The sequence below is a fragment of the Salmonella sp. 32082101201600294FB01SM01 genome (genome assembly GCF_017572865.1).
GTDB lineage: Bacteria > Pseudomonadota > Gammaproteobacteria > Enterobacterales > Enterobacteriaceae > Salmonella > Salmonella enterica.
This window is the reverse complement of record NZ_JAGESB010000001.1, coordinates 1,340,599-1,361,078: the sequence shown is the minus strand read 5'-3', so window position 1 is coordinate 1,361,078 and position 20,480 is coordinate 1,340,599. Positions and strand designations below refer to the sequence as shown.

The following is a 20,480-nucleotide window of genomic DNA, read 5'->3' as shown; positions in this document are numbered from 1 at the left end:
CAACATGAACTATTAGGCTATGTACGGGCAATCATGCCAAAATAAAGAGATAGCCGACTGAATTTTTCGTTAAATCAGGAAATTAATGGCCCATGAAGGGTAAATATAAAGCCGCCCTTGCGCTACTGTTACTGCTGATTCTTGTCCCTCTGACGCTACTGATGACCCTCGGGCTGTGGGTTCCCACTCTGGCGGGAATTTGGCTACCCGTCGGTACCCGTATCGCTCTGGAACAAAGTCCACGCTTGACACGTCATGGGTTAGTGATTCCCGATCTTCGCTATCTGGTCAATGATTGTTCGTTAGCGCATATTACCCAGGCGGAACTGACGCATCCCAGCCGTTGGTTGCTGAATATTAAAAGCCTTAAACTGGATGCCGCGTGCCTGGCGAAACTGCCCGCTTCGGAAGCTTCTCCCGCCGCGCCGCGTACGCTGGCGCAGTGGCAGTCAATGCTGCCCAATACCTGGATTAACATTGATAATGTCATTCTCGCGCCCTGGCCGGAATGGCAGGGCAAGCTGGCGATCTCCATGACGCCGCTCATTCAGCAGATACGTTATCAGGGCGAAAAAGTAAAATTTCAAGGGCAGTTACGCGGTCAGGCATTGACGGTGAGCCAACTGGAGATCGCCGCGCTGGCCAACCAGCCTCCCGTTAGCCTGGCGGGGGAGTTTATGTTGCCGCTGGTACCGGATGGCCTGCCGGTCAGCGGTCATGCGGCAGCGACCTTGCGTCTGCCGCAGGAACCGTCGCTGGTGGATGCGGAACTGGAGTGGCGTGATAACGCCGGACAGCTCATCGTGATGGCGCGAGGTAATCCTGACCCGATTCTCGATCTCCCCTGGGCGGTAACGCGTCAGCGGCTTACCATCAGCGATGGCCGCTGGAACTGGCCATATCAGGGATTCCCCTTGAGCGGACGTCTGGCTTTTAATATCGATAACTGGCAAGCCGGGCCGGATAATGCGCGAGTCAGCGGACGCCTGAATATTCTGACCCAGGGCGATGCCGGTAAAGCGAACGCTGTACTGACTATCGGCCCGGGAAAACTCAGCATGGATAGCAGTGAGATGCCTCTACAGCTTACCGGCGAGGCTAAACAGAAGGATTTAATCTTTTATGCCGTATTGCCCGCTATGTTCCGCGGCAGTCTGGCCGATCCGCAGCTCACCTTTGCACCTGGCGCATTGCTACGCTCGCGCGGACGGGTGATTGATGCGTTAGATATTGATGAAATTCGTTGGCCGCTGGCGGGCGTTAAGGTGACGCCGCGCGGCGTTGATGGTCGATTACAGGCTATTTTACGGGCGCACGAAAATGAGATGGGCGATTTCGTTCTTCATCTTGATGGCCTGGCGAATGATTTTCTCCCTGATGCTGGTCGCTGGCGTTGGCGCTATTGGGGGCAAGGAAGCTTTACACCAATGCGCGCCCGCTGGGATATTGCCGGACAGGGCGAATGGCATGATAACACCATCAGGTTGACCAGTTTGTCCACCGGCTTTGATCAGTTGCACTATGGCGCAATGACCGTCACATCGCCAAGACTGGCGCTGAATAAACCTATTGTCTGGGTTCGCGACGCCACAACGCCGTCGCTACAGGGCGCGCTGTCTCTGGAGGCGGGAAAAACCGTATTTACCAGCGGGAGCGTGCTGCCGCCTTCTACCATTAATTTTAGCGTTGAAGGGCGCGAGCCAACCCTGTTCCAGTTTAAAGGCGACCTTCGGGCGGGGGCGATAGGGCCGGTACGGCTGAATGGGCGCTGGGATGGCGAACGCCTTCGCGGACAGGCCTGGTGGCCGAAGCAGTCGCTTATCGTTTTCCAGCCGTTGCTTCCACCAGACTGGAAAATGACGCTGCGCGAAGGCTCACTGTATGCGCAGGTGGCTTTTTCCGCCGCACAGGGGCAGGGGTTTGAAGCAGGTGGACACGGCGTGTTAAAAGGCGGTAGCGCCTGGATGCCGGATAACAAAATCAACGGCGTCGATTTCATTCTGCCATTTCGCTTCCACAACGGCGCGTGGCAATTGGGGACGCGCGGGCCCGTCTCGCTGCGTATTGCCGGGATAGTCAACCAGGTCACGGCGAAAAATATCACTGCTGATTTACAGGGCGGTTATCCCTGGAGCGAGTCGAATCCATTACTGCTAAGCGATGTCAGCGTAGACGTGCTGGGCGGTCAAATCATTATGAAACAGTTGCGAATGCCGCAGCACGACCCGGCGCTTTTGCGGGTGCAAAATATTTCATCCAGCGAATTGATTAGCGCCATAAATCCAAAGCAATTCGCCATGTCTGGTCCGGTTAGCGGCGCGCTGCCGCTGTGGCTGAACAATGAAAAATGGATAATCAAAGATGGCTGGCTTACGAATCCCGGGCCAATGACGTTGCGCATCGATAAAGATACTGCGGATGCGGTGGTGAAGGATAATGTCACGGCAGGCTCGGCGATTAACTGGCTACGTTATATGGAGATTACGCATTCGTGGACGAAAATTAACGTTGATAACCTGGGCGTACTAACGATGCAGGCGGCTATTACCGGCAAAAGCCGGGTAGATGGTAAAAACGCGATCGTTAACTTGAACTATACCCATGAAGAAAATGTGTTTACGCTGTGGCGCAGTTTGCGTTTTGGCGACAATTTACAGGCATGGCTTGAACAAAATACAGCGTTGCCGCAACCTCCTTGCCGGAAAGACAAGGACTGTGAGGATAAATAATGAAAATGAGTATTGCCATGCTGTCAGCGCTTGCGTCATTTATCGTGGTGGGGTGCACGCCACGTATTGAAGTCGCCGCGCCGGAACAGCCGATTACCATCAACATGAATGTAAAGATCGAGCATGAAATACATATCAAAGTCGATAAAGACGTTGAAGAACTCCTGAAATCACGCAGCGATCTATTCTGAGGCCATAATGAAAAAGTATTTAATACTATGGGTGCTGACGCTGAGCTTGCTCACACCTTCTGTGTGGGCCTTAACCCTGGACGAAGCGCGCACGCAGGGCCGGGTCGGGGAAACGCTGAATGGCTATCTGGTGGCCTTAAAGAATGATGCCGAAACCCAGAAGCTGGTGCTTGATATCAATCATGCCCGCCGCGCCAGTTATCAGCAGTTAGCGGATAGCAATCATCTTCCCGTGGACGAGGTGGCGAAGATGGCAGGGCAAAAACTGGTTGAGCGTGCCAGGCCGGGAGAATATGTCCAGGGAATTAATGGCAAATGGATGCGTAAATAACCGCTTTCCGACAATTTTTTTACCGCAAAATGCATTTTTATATTGGTAATTTCTGAATATGAAGGTCGTATTTATATTAGGCGAACCGGAAACGCCATTTCTATACTGTTGACTGGTATCACTATTCGCGAGAGTAACCAGGTATGACGTCTGAAAAATTATCTGCTGCCTGCCATTGTGGCAGCGTCGTGTTTACCGTTCAACTTAGCGATGGCTTTCATACCGCCAGGCGCTGCAACTGTTCGTTTTGCCGGATGCGCGGAGCGGTGGCAGTGTCTGCGCCGCTATCGGGTATTAAAGTGCTAAAAGGGCAGGATAAGCTTACCGAATATCGCTTCAATACGGGCAAGGCGGTGCATTTTTTCTGTTCGGTATGCGGGATATATACTTTTCATCAGCGCCGATCCAATCCCGATCAATATGGGGTCAATGTGGCGTGCATCGAAAATGTGTCGCCTTTTGATTTCGCCTGCGTTGAAGTCAATGATGGGGTAACGCATCCCAGCGATGGCGGCAGTAGCGGCGTGGTAGGATATTTGCGCTACGAACCGAAGAAGTCACCTCCCGTCGAAACGGGAGGCAAAAATATTTAAGCGGCCACTACGCTGTCAATCGCAGCTTTTGCATCGGCCTGAGCTTTAGCCGCCACTTCCGGCCCGTAGGCGATGCCTTCGGCAAAGACAAAATTCACGTCGGTAATACCGATAAAACCAAGGAACACTTTCAGGTAAGGCGCAATCAAATCCGTCGGGGTGTCTTTATGGATACCGCCGCGACTGGAGAGAACCACCGCGCGTTTACCGGTTACCAGACCTTCCGGGCCTTTTTCGGTATAGCGGAAAGTGATACCGGCGCGGGCAATCAGATCAAAGTAGTTTTTCAGCTGCGTCGGGATATTGAAATTGTACATCGGTGCCGCAATAACGATGACGTCGTGGGCTTTCAGTTCAGCAATGAGTTCATCAGACAGCGCCAGAGCCTCCTGCTGACGTGGCGTTAAAGGCGCATCGCCCGGACGCATCGCGCCCACCAGCTCGCCATCCAGCACCGGAACAGGGTTGGCCGCCAGATCGCGGACAGTAATTTCATCTGCGACGTGTTTTTCGCGCCATTGTTCAATAAAATAGTCAGTCAACTGACCAGACTGAGAGTACCCTGCCAGAATACTGGATTTAAGAACTAATACCTTGCTCATGGGTGTTTCCTTTTATGTGTTTGAAGGGGCGTGCCCCGTTGCTTGTTGACACTTTATTCACAAATATGTCGCAGGGATAGCGCAATATATCGAACCCTTTGTTCGAAATTATTGAACAACACAAAAAAAGCCCCAATGTGGTACTCTATACCTATCATTTAAAACGATTTTAAACAGGCAGAATGCTGCCCAAGAGCTTTATGACTGAACAATCTACGTTGACGCTTCAGGTGTTACAGCAGCGGCTGGATGCACTGATGCTGCGCGACAAACAGCGCTTTGCTCGCCGCCTGCATGGCGTAAAGAAAGTAAAAAATCCTGATGCGCAACAGGCTATTTTCCAGACGATGGCGAAAGAAATTGAACAGGCTGCGGCGCAGGTCGCTCTACGCGAAGCGGCGCGCCCCTCAATCACTTATCCGCAAAATTTACCTGTTAGCCAGAAAAAACAGGACATTCTGGAAGCGATCCGCGATCATCAGGTGGTGATCGTGGCAGGGGAAACCGGTTCCGGTAAAACCACCCAGTTGCCGAAAATTTGTATGGAGCTGGGACGCGGAATTAAAGGACTTATTGGACATACTCAGCCGCGTCGCCTGGCGGCGCGCACCGTCGCTAACCGCATTGCCGAAGAGTTGCAAACGGAGCCAGGCGGCTGCATCGGCTATAAAGTTCGTTTCAGCGATCATGTCAGTAGCAACACCATGGTCAAACTGATGACGGACGGTATCCTGCTGGCGGAAATCCAGCAGGACAGGCTATTGATGCAGTATGACACCATCATTATTGATGAAGCGCATGAACGCAGCCTGAATATTGACTTCTTGCTCGGCTATCTGAAAGAGCTTCTGCCGCGTCGCCCCGATCTGAAAGTGATTATTACCTCTGCGACCATCGACCCGGAACGTTTCTCGCGCCACTTTAATAACGCGCCGATTATCGAAGTCTCTGGCCGAACGTATCCCGTAGAAGTTCGTTATCGCCCTATCGTGGAAGAGGCTGACGACACTGAACGCGATCAGCTACAGGCAATTTTCGACGCTGTTGATGAACTGGGGCGTGAAAGTCCCGGCGATATTCTGATTTTTATGAGCGGAGAGCGGGAAATCCGCGATACCGCCGACGCCCTGAACAAGCTGAACTTACGGCATACCGAAGTGTTGCCGCTGTATGCACGCTTGTCGAACAGCGAACAGAACCGCGTTTTCCAGTCGCACAGCGGACGCCGTATCGTGCTGGCGACTAACGTGGCGGAAACCTCGCTGACGGTGCCGGGTATCAAGTATGTGATCGATCCTGGCACTGCGCGCATCAGCCGCTACAGCTACCGCACTAAAGTGCAGCGCCTGCCGATTGAACCGATCTCACAGGCTTCCGCCAACCAGCGTAAAGGGCGTTGCGGACGCGTATCGGAAGGGATCTGCATTCGTCTGTATTCGGAAGATGACTTTTTGTCACGTCCGGAATTTACCGACCCGGAAATTCTACGTACCAACCTGGCGTCGGTTATTTTGCAGATGACCGCCCTGGGGCTGGGTGACATCGCTGCCTTCCCGTTTGTCGAAGCGCCGGATAAGCGCAATATTCAGGATGGCGTGCGTTTGTTGGAAGAGCTGGGGGCGATTACCGCCGACGAACAGCAAACGGCATATAAGCTGACGCCGCTGGGCCGACAATTATCCCAGCTGCCGGTCGACCCGCGCCTGGCGCGTATGGTTCTGGAAGCGCAAAAGCATGGCTGTGTGCGCGAAGCGATGATCATTACTTCCGCACTCTCTATTCAGGATCCGCGCGAGCGCCCAGTGGACAAGCAGCAGGCTTCCGATGAGAAACACCGGCGCTTCCATGATAAGGAGTCCGATTTTCTGGCGTTTGTTAACCTGTGGAATTACCTCGGCGAGCAACAAAAGGCCCTGTCGTCGAATCAATTCCGCCGTCTGTGTCGCACCGACTATCTGAACTATTTACGCGTGCGTGAGTGGCAGGATATCTATACCCAACTGCGTCAGGTGGTAAAAGAACTGGGGATTCCGGTAAACAGCGAACCCGCAGAGTACCGGGAAATTCACGTTGCGTTGTTAACGGGGCTGTTGTCGCATATCGGGATGAAAGATGCCGATAAACAAGAGTACACCGGCGCGCGTAACGCCCGATTCTCTATTTTCCCCGGATCCGGTTTATTCAAAAAACCGCCGAAATGGACAATGGTCGCAGAACTGGTGGAGACCAGCCGTTTGTGGGGGCGCATCGCTGCCCGCATTGAGCCAGAATGGGTGGAACCGGTAGCCCAGCACCTGATTAAACGTTCATATAGCGAACCGCACTGGGAGCGGGCGCAAGGCGCGGTGATGGCGACGGAAAAGGTTACTGTCTACGGTCTGCCGATTGTCGCCGCGCGCAAGGTGAATTACAGCCAGATTGACCCGGCGTTGTGTCGCGAGTTGTTCATCCGCCATGCGCTGGTGGAGGGGGACTGGCAAACCCGTCATGCCTTCTTCCGTGAGAATCTAAAATTGCGTGCGGAAGTCGAGGAACTTGAGCACAAATCTCGCCGCCGCGATATCCTGGTGGATGACGATACCCTGTTTGAGTTTTATGACCAGCGTATTAGCCATGACGTTATTTCCGCCCGCCACTTTGATAGTTGGTGGAAAAAAATCAGCCGCGAGACGCCGGATCTGCTCAACTTTGAAAAAAGTATGCTGATTAAAGAAGGCGCGGAAAAAATCAGCAAACTGGATTACCCGAATTTCTGGCACCAGGGCAATCTCAAGCTGCGTTTGAGCTATCAATTTGAACCGGGCGCGGATGCTGACGGCGTGACCGTCCATATTCCGTTGCCGCTACTTAACCAGGTTGATGAGAGCGGTTTTGAATGGCAGATCCCAGGGTTGCGCCGTGAATTAGTGATTGCGCTGATTAAATCGTTGCCAAAACCGGTACGTCGCAACTTTGTTCCGGCTCCAAACTATGCTGAAGCGTTTTTAGGTCGCGTAACGCCGCTGGAGCTGCCGCTGCTGGACGCTCTGGAGCGTGAACTGCGCCGGATGACCGGCGTCACGGTCGACCGGGAAAACTGGCATTGGGATCAGGTGCCCGAGCATCTGAAAATCACGTTTCGCGTGGTGAATGACAAAAACAAGAAACTGCAGGAAGGGCGTTCGCTCGCCGAGCTTAAAAATGCGCTGAAAGGCAAAGTGCAGGAGACGCTCTCGGCGGTGGCGGATGACGGCATCGAGCAGAGCGGGCTGCATATCTGGAGTTTCGGCGAGCTGCCGGAAAGCTACGAACAGAAACGCGGTAATTATAAAGTGAAGGCGTGGCCGGCGTTAGTGGATGAGCGTGACAGCGTCGCTATCAAATTGTTTGATAATCCGCTGGAACAACAACAGGCGATGTGGTGCGGTTTACGCCGTCTGCTGTTGCTCAATATTCCTTCACCGATTAAGTATCTGCATGAGAAATTGCCGAATAAAGCCAAGCTGGGGCTGTACTTTAACCCGTACGGCAAAGTACTGGAGTTGATTGATGACTGTATCGCCTGCGGGGTAGATAAGCTGATAGATGCCAACGGCGGACCGGTGTGGAGCGAAGCAGGTTTCACCGCGCTGCACGAAAAGGTTCGCGCCGAGCTGAATGATACTGTGGTGGATATCGCGAAGCAGGTTGAGCGCATCCTGACGACCGTATTCAATATCAATAAGCGTCTGAAAGGGCGGGTGGATATGAGCATGGCGTTGGGGCTTTCCGATATCAAGGCGCAGATGAGCGGTCTGGTATACCGTGGTTTTGTGACTGGCAACGGCTTTAAACGTCTCGGCGATACGCTGCGTTATCTGCAGGCAATTGAAAAGCGGCTGGAGAAACTGGCTGTCGATCCGCACCGCGATCGGGCGCAAATGCTGAAAGTCGAAAGCGTCCAGCAGGCGTGGCAACAATGGATAAATAAATTGCCTCCAGCGCGTCGCGAAGATGATGATGTTAAAGAGATCCGTTGGATGATTGAAGAACTGCGTGTCAGTTATTTCGCCCAACAGCTCGGTACGCCTTATCCTATTTCCGATAAGCGTATTTTACAGGCCATGGATCAGATTACGGCCTAAAAAGCCAGGCGACGACGTCTTTCAAAGAGATCCGGTACAAGTTCGGAACAAAAAGGAGGAATTATGAATACAACGCCATTTCCGGCGCTCTCTGCGGAAACATTGCTGGCGGTGAATACCGTCGGACAGTGGCTGGCGCAAAATGATTTTTCCGGCGAACAACCTTATTCGTCGGATTGCGTCGTCCTGGCGGGCAATGCGGTGATCCCCACTATCGACGCGGCCTGTCGCATCGCCAAAGCGCAAGGCGTTCCTTTACTGATTAGCGGCGGTATAGGTCATTCAACGCCGTTTTTGTACGCCGTGATTGCCCGGCATCCGCGCTACCACACTATTCGCACAACCGGACGCGCTGAAGCCGCGATCCTCGCGGATATCGCGAACCAGTTCTGGCATATTCCGGCTGAGAAAATTTGGCTGGAAGATCGGTCAACTAATTGCGGCGAAAATGCCCGTTTCTCCTGCGCACTGATCCGTCAGGCGAAAGAAAACATTAACACGGCTATTGTTGTGCAAGACCCCACCATGCAGCGGCGCACTATCGCGGCGTTTCGGCGCGTGACAAACGACGACACCGATGCGCCACGCTGGCTGAGTTTTCCTGGCTTTGTTCCGGTACTGCGCCACCTTAATGACGGTACACGTTTTGCCAATGTTGAAGAGGGCATCTGGACGGTGGAGCGTTATCTGTCTCTGATTGCCGGCGAACTGCCACGTTTGCGTGACGATGAAACAGGGTATGGACCGCGTGGTAAAGATTTTATCATTCACGTTGATATCCCACGTGATATTGAAAACGCATGGCAGGTATTGCAGGCAGATACTACGCTGCGCAGTGCGTTAGAACAGAGAGCTTTACGCTAAAAATCGCCCGTTTGCGAGGGTGAACGGGCAAGTGCGACCACCATCTCATAAATTTGATGAATTATTTATAAAAGCTGGTTATGTTGTCGCTTTACGGTTTTCATTCAGGACGCGCTATGGGCAATAAGTATTCCGGCCTGCAAATTGGTATTCACTGGTTAGTCTTTTTTCTGGTTATTGTGGCTTACGCCGCGATGGAGCTACGCGGTTTTGCGCCGCGTAGTTATCGGCCCTGGTTTAATATGACGCACGTTTCATGTGGTATCACTATTTTGCTTTTAATGGTGGCACGCTTGTTTATTCGGCTGAAATATCCCACGCCGCCCATTGTTCCTCGTCCAAAACCGATGATGACCGGAATGGCGCATTTAGGACATCTGGTGATTTACCTGTTATTTATCGTGCTGCCTGTTATTGGTCTGGTCATGATGTATAACCGCGGCAATCCCTGGGTCGCATTTGGCATTACTATGCCCCATGCCGCCGAGGCTAACTTTGAACGCGTAGATATGCTGAAATCCTGGCACGTCACGCTGGCGAATCTGGGCTATTTTGTTATTGGACTTCATGCCATCGCTGCTTTGATGCATCACTATTTCTGGAAAGACAATACGCTGTTACGGATGATGCCGCGTAAGCGTGACTAACCGTCCTGTATGACGTTTGGCGCAGGCGGGGTTAACCGCTTTAGGCAAACAAGGCATCTATCAGTGGGGATGGCGTATTCCATACAGAAAACGCCTGCGTCTAACCAGGACCCGTGACGCAGGCGAAGGAGGACGGGTCTACATCGGAAGCGGGTATTATACTTATTTGTATGACAAATAAAATAAGCAATTGCTATTCCGTAATCCAATGTTTAATCAACGGGTTAAACCCACATGATCGCGCTGCCCGACCGCTCGGGAGTGCCTACACTTACGATGAACGTGGCGTAGTGGCGAAAAATAGCGCAACGGCGCCATGTTGCTCCAAAGTCACCTTAGCAAAATGTTCGTCCAACACGCTGCGTAACGTATCGGCTGAATCATTGGTATTACTGAATATTCCTTTCTTGTTATAAACAGCCATCAATTTCTTGCCAAAAGCATTGTGAGGAACCTCTTTGCCCAGAATCGTGGCACCAAAAAGTGTGCCGCCGGGTTTAAGCGCCATACCGGCATTTTTAATTGCCTTCGCTTTTGTTGTCATCTCACCAGGTAAGCAGTGCAGAAGATAGTACATCGAAACGGAATCGAAGCGCCCGTGCCAGTCCGCCGGGAACGTGTCGAAAACATCGTGTTGTAGTGTGGCGCGGATTTTCGTATTACCTACTCGGCTGGCGGCTATTTTCAGGCTATCCGGATTTAAATCCATCAGCGAAATGGCATGAGTCGCAGGTGCATGTTTCAGGTAATAACCTGTACCTACGCCAATATCCAGGTGAGTCTCGCCCATGTGATGCAGGAAGAAAGGAAGTAGTCGCGTATCAGTAGGACACTTCCAGGCATATTTGTTTGAGATATTGAGTACCCACCAGTCATATAAGCTAAGCGTGAATGGGTTATAGACTTTTGCGCCTGATTGTTGTGTATGCTTCATTGTTCTCTCACTAAATAATTTCGCGCTGGAATTAAAACAACGAAGCAATCGTTAGGCAAGCATTAATCAGGTGAGTGAGTAATTTAATGCGACGAATAAAGGCGATATTATGAATTAAGCGGCTATCTTAAAGAAGGTAGAGGATAATAATAGCTGATAAATGAATTGGACATTCATATTATTATAAGCTGATAATTAATAATCGTTAATATACACATATTAAGTCCTATGATAATAGCAATGCAATTAAATACATGAGGAACAATATTTATTCATACACATAAAGCGATTATTGCACTTTAGTTGATATTTTAAATGTTACGATGAGATAGCCATCTTGATTTAATATCACCTACCCGGAGGCGATATGATTGAGGTTTTTGAAGCGTTTGGCTGGACCCTACTTTTAGGCGGTCTGGCAGTGGCAGTACTGTTTATCACTGCACTGGATAAAAAACGGTAATCATTGCATTTGATGCGCCTGTTGAGTCGGTATTACAAATAATTGTACCTGAAATCTACCACTTCTGAAGTTTGCGATATTTTGCCATTCTGACGGCAAGGGGTAATCCTGACTAAAGTTACCGCCGCTTATCAACCAGACACGATGGTGACTTTTTGAAAGCGTTGTCAGAGTATCAATATATGTCTGGTCGGCTTGCGCATAAAACAGTGAACCAAAGCCATAGGCATTCGGTCTGCCTGATGTTCCGTGTGCGTTAGGTGGTGTATAAAGAAACGCACGATAATCTCGCTTATTATAATACACATAACTTAAATAATCGAACATTTTACTGACTACCACGGCATCATTAGGCTGGTGACGGGTATTAATATAGTTTACCAATGGTTTAAACTCGTCTATGTGCTCAGGATTATTATGATATGAACCATAGCCGAATAATAAGGTGAATAAGATAAAACCGAAGCCACAAACCGCTTTTTTTGCGCGGGTAAGTAATACCGCGAGCAGGGGAGGAATGCTCAGCGATGAGAAGAAGAAATAACGATCGATAAATAACGGCATCCACCAGGAAATGATGAAGACCAGCATTACAGGGATGACCAGATTACAAAATAATATCAGCTGATATCTTTCATATTCTCCGTTGCATAAAGATATTCGCCCCACAGTACCGATAAAACTTCCCACAGCCAGCCACAGAATGATCGACGGAAAACCCTGTCCGTTGTTTCCGGTAAAGAAATGCCAGTACATTGCAGGCAGATCACGCCATGTTACGGGGGGAATCCAACCGATATCATTACCGGCTCTCAACTGCGCCAGATGAGTCAGTAAATTAAACAATACGGGCAACCAGGGGAGATAAGCGACAGCAATCGCCAGGTTAGCAAACCACCAGCCAGGAAGTTTAAGGTAGCAGGCCGTTTTATGGCTTTGGCAGGATAATATTGTTACTGCGATCCAGTGGGCAATAAGTGCAAATAGGGTGAAATAATGGGTGTAAAAACTGAACGTCATAAGCAAAGCATACGCGACAAGATAGCGATTATGGGTGGGTGTTTTTATCCACATCATCAATGCTAACGCGGCAGCGAGCGTTAGCATTCCCATTAACGCGTACATGCGCGTTTCTTGACTGTAATGAACTGCCATCGGCATCAGGGCGGCAAACCATCCAGCCAATAAGGCTGTACGCTCATTTGCCAGCCATCGCGTAAGCGCGATAACCAGCACAACTGTCAGGATCCCAAAGAGTAGACTGAGAGAGCGTACCGCTGCAATGCTATCACCCCATAATATGATCCAGTCATGCAGTAACAGATAATAAAGCGGGGGATGCACGTCAAAAGCGGCATGGAATAGCAGATTATCTACGCTATGTCGACTAATCAGCACGCTGGACGCTTCGTCACACCAAAGGTAGCGGTCAGTTAAAAACAGCAACCGTATAAGGACGGAGAATATGACAATGAGACAAACATGATATTTATACTTTATTTTTCTTAACCCATCGCCGGGCTGCCATATTGATAGTTGTGGTAGCGCCATAATATCCTCAATGGAGTAAGACTTAGACCAGAATGGACACCTGACGCAATAATGAAGGTTAAAATCTTAACCAACACTAAATAAAAATAACTTTGATAATGTCAGCGGTGAATTAATCAGAATAGTGCAGTACAACTCAGTAATCCTGACCGTAATGGCGAAGCAGTCTATGCTCTAAAAACCGGGTCAAACCGACAATAAAGGTAACGCCAATAAGATACACTATGGCGGCAAAAAGGTAAGCATGGAAGAATTTAAAGCTGGTTGCAGCAACCTCCTGAATTCGCGCGAAAAACTCTGTATATTGGATAAGAAAAACGATGGTACTGTCTTTAAGGTTATTAATCACCTGATTCGTTAAGGCTGGAATGGAAGACAGCAACACCTGAGGCAGTATAATCCACAAAAAGACCTGCCGTTTGTTCAACCCCTGAACGACTGCGGCCTCCGTTTCATACTTATTCAATGCGTTATAGGCCGTTGTCATGTACGCGGCATTATATGCGCCGACATTCAAGGTAAAACCTGTAACCGCCACGGTAAAAGAGGACAGGTGAATGCCAGATTGAGGTAAACCATAATAGATAACAAACAGAATAAGAATGAGTGGCGTACCGATAAAGAAATCCATGTACAGTCGAGTTATGGCTTTTACCACGGGGCGATGGCTCAGGCTCAGAAAGAAAATAATAATTCCCCACAAAAAACCGGTGATGGAAACAATCAGCGCAAGTTTACAGGTTTCTTTAATACCGTCCACAACAAGTGGCAGTTGTTCAGTCAGGTCATTAAAGAAAAGAGACCAGCCAGCGATCATCGTTGTGCCTCGCTAAAAAAACAGTGGATATCTGGATCCGTTTCTCGTAAGGCAAGATCGGTAAAAGCGCCTTCTGCACGAATCTTGCCATGATTAAGAAACGTTACGTTATCGCTTAGTAATCTGGCGAGGCGAATATCATGAGTGACGCATAATATAGTGACGCCATTGTCGTGAAGTTGCTTGATCAACATTCCGACTTCACGAGTCATGAGCGGATCAAGCGCAGACGTCGGCTCATCAAAAATAATGAGTTCTGGGTCGGTGACCATTGTTCGGGCCAGTGCGACGCGCTGTTGCTGGCCGCCCGATAATTGCGAAGGGTATTTCGCGCTATGCGAGGCCATATCAAGTTTTTGTAGCTCATGTAAGGCTTTCTCCCGGGCTAGTTGTCCCGGCATGCCAAACACTTTACATAGGGCAAGGGTAATGTTATCCATAACGTTAAGATGGCGATACAAAGCGTAATTCTGGAAGACACAACCAACTTTTTTTCTGAACTCAAGAATAGTAAATTCCTTGTCATAAATATTTCTCCCGTGAAAATAAATATCACCATAATCAGGCTCTTCTAATCGAAGCAGACAGCGTAAAAGCGTCGTTTTTCCACAACCCGATGGCCCCATGACTACTTTCATGTCTCCCGATTGAATTTTCAGACTAACCGTATCAAGAACCTTTTTTCCTGAATATTCCTTACTTATCTCTTTTAGTTCCAGTAAAGCCATGAGTATCACCTCTATTTTTATGCTTCAACTGATGCGATATTTTTTCTCAAACACTCCGGCCAGAAGAGTAAAAAATTTATAAATAATGAAATATAATACCCCGGCAAGAGTATAAATCTGTAACCCGTTCAGCGTGATGGCTGTCAGTGACATTGCCTGCTTCGTTATTTCAGCGATGCCGACAGTATAAGCAAAGGGCGTCGCTTTTAATACAGAAGAAAACTCATTGATAATACCGGGCACAGAAAATCGCAACATCTGTGGCAGTTCAATATTTACTATAACCTGTAATTGACGCATTCCTGCTACTTTCGCTACCGTTATTTCGAATGGCTCAACTAATTTAAGCGCCCCTCTGAACACCTCGGCAAGATAACTTCCGCTGATTAAGCCGACGCTGAGGTTCATGGCCACCAGAGGTGAAACATATATGCCAATCGCTGGCAATCCAAAATAAACAAGAAAAACAGCAATAAGTATTGGAATTCCCCGAAGAATAAAGACCAGTACGTCGAGTATCTTCTGTAGTGGAAGGGGGGATAGTCGCCGTAATACGGCGACTGTAAGCCCGGTAAAAAACGCTGAGAGAAAACAGGTAAAGGTTACAAGCAGCGTATTACCAATCCCTTCCAATAGGAAATAAAAGATAGCCAGCATATTACCTGATGACATAGCTTACTATTTCATCCAGTTATCGACGATGCCAGATATTTTTTGTGGCCCTTGCTCTTTAAGCCATAAGTTAAAATCATCGCGCACGGGAGAGCCTTTCTTAAAGGCAATGCCAAGTTGATCAACATTCTTGAAAACATAACGACTTTCTATCGGCATCTTTTTCTTATTTTTGAAGGTAAAATAAACCGGCTCTTCTATAAAAGCCAGATCAAGATTGCCATTTTTTAGATCAGCCATCGTCTCATTATATGTTGGATACAATTTTACTTTACTTAACGAGTAGTATCCTTTGGGCTCCAGATCGTTTTTGATAAGGTCGGAGTAAGCCATTCCTCGAGGGTATCCAATAGAATATTGATTTAATTCATTGAGGTTATTGAGCGTTATTTCATGATTGGCCATACTGACCAGATAAAAAGAGTTGATGTAATAAGGTTCAGAAAAATCAATAACTTTCTTACGTTTATCTGTGATTGAAATTCCCGAAAATGCGACATCTGCCTGACCACTCGCCACTGCGCCAAGCATTCCATCCCAGGCATATTCGGTGATGTTTAGCTTACAATGCCGTGACTGACAGTAAGACGAAAAAAGCTCCAGATCTATCCCCTGCAATTTGCCATCAGCACTTTTAAATAACATAGGGGGAGAGGCCGGTGATACTGCGACATTGAGTGTTCTCCCTTCAACGATGCTATCAGCAAACGCTGAAGACGACATTATTCCCAACACTATCATCGATAAGCCAAATTTTTTGGATAACATGCTATCTATTTCCTGTAGTAAGGTAATGCGTATTATAAATTAAGCATTAGGGCGTGAACCTGACATTTGCAGGCGTAAAGTACTTAACATTATGTATTCCATCGCTGTTAACTAATTTAATCAGGAGGTTTGACAGGAATCATCAAAGGGAATGGATTGAATATACCATGAGATATCAACTGGATATGAGTGCAGCGACCCCATGAAAGGTGAAAATGTAAAGATACCATAGACATTAGTATACTGGACATAGTTTATGCTCCATTTACGCATACATATTTACATGATAAGCAGATAAATGCTTCAGTGACGGTGTGTTTAATGTCTCTAAGTATCATCTTGCCACTCTATCCAGGGCCAATATAAAGACTTATCTTTGCTTGTCAAATACATTTTCTGAGCTAAGTTGATTTGCGTGCTATCTATATTTGCAAGCATATAAATTATTTATCCTATGAACAAACGACAACAAATCAGGAGTTCTGACGATGTTGTTATGTTTATCAAAACGTTAACTTGTTTTAATCGACAATAATCTTAATTCAGAAATATCTTAATATATGCGGTTGTCGAGATAAAATTCTCAAATTAACATCGTACATCTTATGTAATAAATATAAATACGATAAATAAATCCAAAACTGAGACTGCCAACCGGATAACAAACAGCAATAAAGAGGGCTCTCCATTAAGTTATCCTGGCAATGGTTAAGGTGGTAACATTTTTGGTGGCTTTACCCATTTTAATCGTGTTCACAACACGTTAATTACCTTATGATTACCATGGTAATTAAAAATGAATCCTCGATGACTCGATGACTCGATGACTCGATGACTCGTTGGCTGAATGAAAAGAAAATTCTACATCACATAGGCGCATGTATCGCGTATAATGGGCTCCGATGTCCCTAATCATTGCTATGACATAATAATATGTATCTTAACCGCTTTTGTTATTTACTCCTGATCTCCGCTGCGGTCGGAAGCATTTTTACATCGCATCCCGTCGCGATGTGGTTCCTGCTCGCCAACGTGCTAACGCTGGCGATCTACGGTATAGACAAAACGGCGGCACGTAAAACCTGGCGCAGAGTGCCGGAATCCACTTTGTTGGTGTTTGGGGTTGTCGGTGGGTGGCCTGGTGCGATTGTTGGTCAACAACTCTTCCGTCATAAAACGCAAAAGCAGCCATTCAAAACATACTTTATCGTCAGTGTGATAGTGAGTATTGTAGTTACGGTGGCGATCTATCGACTCTATCCATTTTTGTCCTACTGAACATAGAGTATGGATCACTTATTGACCAACCGGCAGCAAAGACAACCTCATATTTTCATGCCACCGGCACTATGATATTGAGCGGTGTTTTGCTCAAGGCGTACCGCAGCCGATGGAACATTATTCAGTGGAATAATGATGAGCTATAAAACTTTCTAACATTGTGGCAAAACAATGATGGACTTCCTGGGTTGGATGGACAAAGTCATTGAAGACGTATTGCGGACATATATCCAGCTGAGGGTCTTTAGCCCCGGGAACATGTACATAGCCGTGGTGAGTATAAGGGTTTTCCGTATCATAACCAATATTACTGGCCACCTCCATTATCATCTTAAATGCATCGGCAGTCTCGAAATAGCATATTTTGTGCTGGGGGTATTTTTCTTTTAATTCTTCAACATTAGTTTTTAGCAGGGCATTGTGAGCGGTGCTTTCATCCTTAAGTTTTCTTTTTTCATCAGAATGTTTGCCATAGGGCGTCAAAGACAAATCGGGAATCCCCATGACTAAAACATTATTAACTCCACCGGAAATTATTTTTTCAATATCATCAATTTGTTGCTCAACGACCATCATTACATTATCTTTGTGTAGTGTCATATAGTCATTAGCCCCCAATAAAAATATCGCCAGGTCCTGGTGAGAAGGGGTGTAAGATGCGACTTGTCTGTCCGTATTTGATACAAAGTCACCGAGGCAATTAAAGCAGGAATACCTTGCCGATGTACTTCCCCCTTCAGCAAAATTAAGCATCTCTTTACCTAAGAAGTGTGGAGATGATAAAAACTCAGTCCAGGTAAATCCATTAGTAAACCTTCCGCCAAAGTATTGACCATAGGAGGGTAAGATATGATGTGTTTTTTCAAACATACGCCCCATGGAGTCAGATAAACTGTCGCCAAAAAATACCAGTCTGGTAATATCACCTAAAGAAATATTTTTTGGCTTGGGATGTAATCTATTGATTTCTTTGGCAAGACCAAAAGCTTCCGGATGACATTCAACCTCAATAGATAAAATATTTTCACCATTATCATCTTTAATAATCAACTTATCGGCGTGTTCCTGTGATTCTATAATAAACTGTTCTTTACATCCCTGAGACGCTAAGGCTCGAAGTTTGATGTAGGCTCCGCGAACCTGTACCGGTGTTAGATTCAGTTCCTGATAGTGGTAAAGTTTAAAGATACATTCGAGCGCCTCGGCATGGTAAGTGGTGAAGAAATATGCTTTGATTTTCTCCCATAAACTTAATTCCGGAGGGCGTGCGCTTTCTTTTATCACATTAAATCTTTCAGCACTGATAGATGATGTGAAATAACCCTGTCCAACACTCAATGGCATAGTGTCCTCCTTACTAATTAATCACGCTTTAGCAAAACATTAATTAACAAATATTAGCAAGAAAAGTAATCAGGTAAATGGTGTATATAGAATTGCGCTTCTTTAACAGTTTGTCGCCGCCAAAAAAACACATGCAATATTTATTATTTTTCAACGAAGTAAATATATCATCAACAACGTGAGGTTAATGCCGGGTACATATTATCTGACTGCTATCATTATTGACTGTGCGTCTGGTTAAGGCAAACCTCTAAAAAAAGTAGCCACTCCTGATTTTAGTGTGCTGGCGTGGGTATGAGCTGGCTTGATACTCAGGAAAATTAGGTAAGCTTATCATCAAGCTATTATTTCCAAGGGGGTGGTGTTTTATATAACGTGTTGATTTCTATTTTCATATTAAATATTTCTTAAGTGAGTTAACTATAATGAGTGATGATTCAATTATTAAAAACTCTTCAATGCTTTTGGCCTATTTAGGTGGTCTGGGATGGGGGAGCGCCTATTTTTATGGCTGGGGCGTCTCCGCGTACTATGGTTTCCCGTGGTGGTATGTAGGCGTCGGCCCTGACAACATTGCCCGAAGTCTATTCCATGCGATTAGCCTGATGGCTATATTCATAATAGCGTGGGGAGTGGGTATTCTATTATTTTTTTTAGTAAAGCAAAAAGCACGTATTCACGACCTTAGCTTCTTACGCCTTTTTTTGGCAGCGGTTTTGTTCTTTATTCCAATTGTTATCGAGTTTTCTCTCTTAACAGAATCGTTTTTGTGGGAGCTTTTTTTTATCATTTTACTGGTGGCTTTATGCCTATCGGTGGGGATGCGTTTTTATAGTAAATTGATGCCAGTGATTTGTTTTACGCAACTCAGTTGGGTGCGAAGACATTGTTTCACTATAGTTATGATTGGTTTTATTATATATTTTTTTATATTTTCTTTTTTTGTTGGGATCTATAAGCCACAATTAAAGAAAGAATACGAAATGATATTGTATGATGGAGGCTGGTACTACGTCCTGGCCAGGTATCATGATAGTTTTATTTTGTCGAAATCCTTTACTAAAAATAACAATAGATTTATTATTTTTAGACCAGAAGATGGACACTCTTATGAAATTACCCTGGTAAAAGTCAGACTTTAATAAAATACTGGTTGGCAAGAGCGTGAAATGACGCCAGAGCTTCCCATGGCAGAGATTAGAGAAAGAACTGAGCGCCTATATCTGTAGGCTGTGGAATAGCAATGCCGGGAAGGGCATGGCATGACACTTTATCTGACATTACCATCTGAGTGGCAGTTTAGCAGATGTTTCAGGCCAAACCCAAGTTGAATTGGACCGCTCAGAAGCCGATTACTTACATAACAAATCCTGGCCGCAAGCTTATGCTGTGGGCGGAATATACGACCGCTATTATCCAGACTGGCTGTTAACTTATTTATTTTCCCATAGTAACCTATAACAGGCCTCCCTGAGGCATTGGCTAGCATCTGTGCATTGGAAAAACAGGCTCCATTTGCACTATAGCAACTTATAAATTTTATTTCCTCATGAGAGTTGCTAATATGGCGGATTGATTTGAAAAGTGATGATGACTGACTTGCACCGGAACCGTACCGATTTTCATGTTGAACAACAAAAGGAGCACCATGTTTACAAATCGAAATAGGCATGGATTATTACCTGAGATTGATTTCAAATTAACAATAATGATGACGCTTTTGGGTATTAAAAATCTTTCAAATAACGCTCATTTGATTTTTTGTCCACTATTAACTAAGTCTGGAAAGACACAGGGTTGAGATATTTTCGCTAGCCGTCGGCGGTGTATCGCAGTTGTGATGTTACGTTCTTACAAGACTG

The 20,480-nt window shown here is 46.8% G+C and carries 18 protein-coding genes; 9 read left to right on the top strand and 9 right to left on the bottom strand.

Translation table 11 applies throughout. From position 1 onward, the window contains the following. Positions 1 to 92: 92 nt before the first annotated feature. The 4 genes from J4645_RS06585 (at position 93) to J4645_RS06570 (ending at position 3,844) form a co-directional block, all read left to right on the top strand. Positions 93 to 2,729: a YdbH family protein gene (locus J4645_RS06585; protein WP_023214591.1), complete on the top strand. Its 2,637-nt coding sequence runs from the start codon at positions 93 to 95 to the stop codon at positions 2,727 to 2,729. Next, positions 2,729 to 2,920 (top strand): YnbE family lipoprotein, encoded by a 192-nt coding sequence (locus tag J4645_RS06580; protein WP_000784063.1) that lies wholly within the window; start codon positions 2,729 to 2,731, stop codon positions 2,918 to 2,920. The genes J4645_RS06585 and J4645_RS06580 overlap by 1 nt, the downstream gene beginning before the upstream one ends. A 7-nt stretch (positions 2,921 to 2,927) precedes the next feature. Then, a complete protein-coding gene (locus tag J4645_RS06575; protein ID WP_000760345.1) occupies positions 2,928 to 3,251 on the top strand; it encodes a YdbL family protein in 324 nt (107 codons plus the stop codon). 143 nt (positions 3,252 to 3,394) lie between these two features. Continuing rightward, entirely contained in the window at positions 3,395 to 3,844 is a 450-nt protein-coding gene (locus J4645_RS06570; protein ID WP_001518898.1) for a GFA family protein, read from the top strand. On the opposite strand, the gene azoR is transcribed toward J4645_RS06570, so the two are convergent. Continuing rightward, positions 3,841 to 4,446, bottom strand: a complete 606-nt coding sequence (azoR, locus tag J4645_RS06565; protein WP_000048931.1) for an FMN-dependent NADH-azoreductase — start codon at positions 4,444 to 4,446, stop codon at positions 3,841 to 3,843. The two genes, J4645_RS06570 and azoR, sit on opposite strands and share 4 nt — an antisense overlap. A 200-nt stretch (positions 4,447 to 4,646) precedes the next feature. On the opposite strand from azoR, the gene hrpA reads away from it, so the two are divergent. The 3 genes from hrpA to cybB all read left to right on the top strand — a co-directional run bounded on the left by hrpA (position 4,647) and on the right by cybB (position 10,060). Further along, entirely contained in the window at positions 4,647 to 8,549 is a 3,903-nt protein-coding gene (hrpA, locus tag J4645_RS06560) for an ATP-dependent RNA helicase HrpA (protein WP_024147056.1), read from the top strand. A 63-nt stretch (positions 8,550 to 8,612) separates the two neighbouring features. Beyond that, entirely contained in the window at positions 8,613 to 9,413 is an 801-nt protein-coding gene (locus J4645_RS06555) for a YdcF family protein (protein WP_001098503.1), read from the top strand. Between the two features lie 116 nt (positions 9,414 to 9,529). Continuing rightward, on the top strand, positions 9,530 to 10,060 hold the full coding sequence (gene cybB, locus J4645_RS06550) for a cytochrome b561 (RefSeq protein ID WP_000527275.1): 531 nt from the start codon (positions 9,530 to 9,532) through the stop codon (positions 10,058 to 10,060). Positions 10,061 to 10,331: 271 nt separating this feature from the next. On the opposite strand, the gene J4645_RS06545 is transcribed toward cybB, so the two are convergent. The 6 genes from J4645_RS06545 to J4645_RS06520 all read right to left on the bottom strand — a co-directional run bounded on the left by J4645_RS06545 (position 10,332) and on the right by J4645_RS06520 (position 15,993). Beyond that, positions 10,332 to 10,994 (bottom strand): class I SAM-dependent methyltransferase, encoded by a 663-nt coding sequence (locus J4645_RS06545; protein ID WP_001551832.1) that lies wholly within the window; start codon positions 10,992 to 10,994, stop codon positions 10,332 to 10,334. 463 nt (positions 10,995 to 11,457) lie between these two features. After that, positions 11,458 to 13,008 carry a glycosyltransferase family 39 protein gene (locus J4645_RS06540; RefSeq protein WP_001530166.1) on the bottom strand — a complete coding sequence of 517 codons (1,551 nt, stop codon included), beginning with the start codon at positions 13,006 to 13,008 and terminating at the stop codon, positions 11,458 to 11,460. A gap of 136 nt (positions 13,009 to 13,144) precedes the next feature. Beyond that, complete coding sequence (locus J4645_RS06535) at positions 13,145 to 13,825, bottom strand: amino acid ABC transporter permease (RefSeq protein ID WP_000560165.1); 681 nt, start codon at positions 13,823 to 13,825, stop codon at positions 13,145 to 13,147. Continuing rightward, entirely contained in the window at positions 13,822 to 14,553 is a 732-nt protein-coding gene (locus J4645_RS06530; protein ID WP_001185901.1) for an amino acid ABC transporter ATP-binding protein, read from the bottom strand. The genes J4645_RS06535 and J4645_RS06530 overlap by 4 nt, the downstream gene beginning before the upstream one ends. 24 nt (positions 14,554 to 14,577) lie before the next feature. Then, complete coding sequence (locus J4645_RS06525) at positions 14,578 to 15,225, bottom strand: amino acid ABC transporter permease (RefSeq protein WP_023214593.1); 648 nt, start codon at positions 15,223 to 15,225, stop codon at positions 14,578 to 14,580. A gap of 6 nt (positions 15,226 to 15,231) precedes the next feature. Next, on the bottom strand, positions 15,232 to 15,993 hold the full coding sequence (locus tag J4645_RS06520; RefSeq protein WP_023214594.1) for a transporter substrate-binding domain-containing protein: 762 nt from the start codon (positions 15,991 to 15,993) through the stop codon (positions 15,232 to 15,234). 933 nt (positions 15,994 to 16,926) lie between these two features. Here J4645_RS06520 and J4645_RS06515 point away from each other — a divergent pair. Beyond that, positions 16,927 to 17,271 carry a DUF1294 domain-containing protein gene (locus J4645_RS06515; protein WP_000281190.1) on the top strand — a complete coding sequence of 115 codons (345 nt, stop codon included), beginning with the start codon at positions 16,927 to 16,929 and terminating at the stop codon, positions 17,269 to 17,271. Positions 17,272 to 17,391: 120 nt separating this feature from the next. On the opposite strand, the gene sseJ is transcribed toward J4645_RS06515, so the two are convergent. Beyond that, the gene (gene sseJ, locus J4645_RS06510; RefSeq protein ID WP_001131418.1) at positions 17,392 to 18,618 is read right to left on the bottom strand and encodes an SPI-2 type III secretion system effector SseJ; all 1,227 of its coding nucleotides are present in this window, start codon (positions 18,616 to 18,618) and stop codon (positions 17,392 to 17,394) included. A gap of 425 nt (positions 18,619 to 19,043) precedes the next feature. Between sseJ and J4645_RS06505 the strand changes: the two genes are divergently transcribed. Next, positions 19,044 to 19,760 (top strand): hypothetical protein, encoded by a 717-nt coding sequence (locus J4645_RS06505; protein ID WP_001527697.1) that lies wholly within the window; start codon positions 19,044 to 19,046, stop codon positions 19,758 to 19,760. A gap of 128 nt (positions 19,761 to 19,888) precedes the next feature. On the opposite strand, the gene steB is transcribed toward J4645_RS06505, so the two are convergent. Further along, positions 19,889 to 20,290, bottom strand: a complete 402-nt coding sequence (gene steB, locus J4645_RS06500; RefSeq protein WP_077911084.1) for a type III secretion system effector SteB — start codon at positions 20,288 to 20,290, stop codon at positions 19,889 to 19,891. Positions 20,291 to 20,480 lie beyond the last annotated feature (190 nt).

Excerpts from the sequence above, each read along its gene's own strand:
- J4645_RS06540 (WP_001530166.1), bottom strand. The coding sequence starts at position 13,008 with ATGGCGCTACCACAACTATCAATATGGCAGCCCGGCGATGGGTTAAGA.
- J4645_RS06555 (WP_001098503.1), top strand. The coding sequence starts at position 8,613 with ATGAATACAACGCCATTTCCGGCGCTCTCTGCGGAAACATTGCTGGCG.
- J4645_RS06545 (WP_001551832.1), bottom strand. The coding sequence starts at position 10,994 with ATGAAGCATACACAACAATCAGGCGCAAAAGTCTATAACCCATTCACG.
- J4645_RS06585 (WP_023214591.1), top strand. The coding sequence starts at position 93 with ATGAAGGGTAAATATAAAGCCGCCCTTGCGCTACTGTTACTGCTGATT.
- J4645_RS06525 (WP_023214593.1), bottom strand. The coding sequence starts at position 15,225 with ATGTCATCAGGTAATATGCTGGCTATCTTTTATTTCCTATTGGAAGGG.
- J4645_RS06505 (WP_001527697.1), top strand. The coding sequence starts at position 19,044 with ATGAGTGATGATTCAATTATTAAAAACTCTTCAATGCTTTTGGCCTAT.
- hrpA (WP_024147056.1), top strand. The coding sequence starts at position 4,647 with ATGACTGAACAATCTACGTTGACGCTTCAGGTGTTACAGCAGCGGCTG.
- J4645_RS06535 (WP_000560165.1), bottom strand. The coding sequence starts at position 13,825 with ATGATCGCTGGCTGGTCTCTTTTCTTTAATGACCTGACTGAACAACTG.
- azoR (WP_000048931.1), bottom strand. The coding sequence starts at position 4,446 with ATGAGCAAGGTATTAGTTCTTAAATCCAGTATTCTGGCAGGGTACTCT.
- sseJ (WP_001131418.1), bottom strand. The coding sequence starts at position 18,618 with ATGCCATTGAGTGTTGGACAGGGTTATTTCACATCATCTATCAGTGCT.
- J4645_RS06520 (WP_023214594.1), bottom strand. The coding sequence starts at position 15,993 with ATGTTATCCAAAAAATTTGGCTTATCGATGATAGTGTTGGGAATAATG.
- J4645_RS06580 (WP_000784063.1), top strand. The coding sequence starts at position 2,729 with ATGAAAATGAGTATTGCCATGCTGTCAGCGCTTGCGTCATTTATCGTG.
- J4645_RS06530 (WP_001185901.1), bottom strand. The coding sequence starts at position 14,553 with ATGGCTTTACTGGAACTAAAAGAGATAAGTAAGGAATATTCAGGAAAA.
- cybB (WP_000527275.1), top strand. The coding sequence starts at position 9,530 with ATGGGCAATAAGTATTCCGGCCTGCAAATTGGTATTCACTGGTTAGTC.
- steB (WP_077911084.1), bottom strand. The coding sequence starts at position 20,290 with ATGCCTATTTCGATTTGTAAACATGGTGCTCCTTTTGTTGTTCAACAT.
- J4645_RS06515 (WP_000281190.1), top strand. The coding sequence starts at position 16,927 with ATGTATCTTAACCGCTTTTGTTATTTACTCCTGATCTCCGCTGCGGTC.
- J4645_RS06575 (WP_000760345.1), top strand. The coding sequence starts at position 2,928 with ATGAAAAAGTATTTAATACTATGGGTGCTGACGCTGAGCTTGCTCACA.
- J4645_RS06570 (WP_001518898.1), top strand. The coding sequence starts at position 3,395 with ATGACGTCTGAAAAATTATCTGCTGCCTGCCATTGTGGCAGCGTCGTG.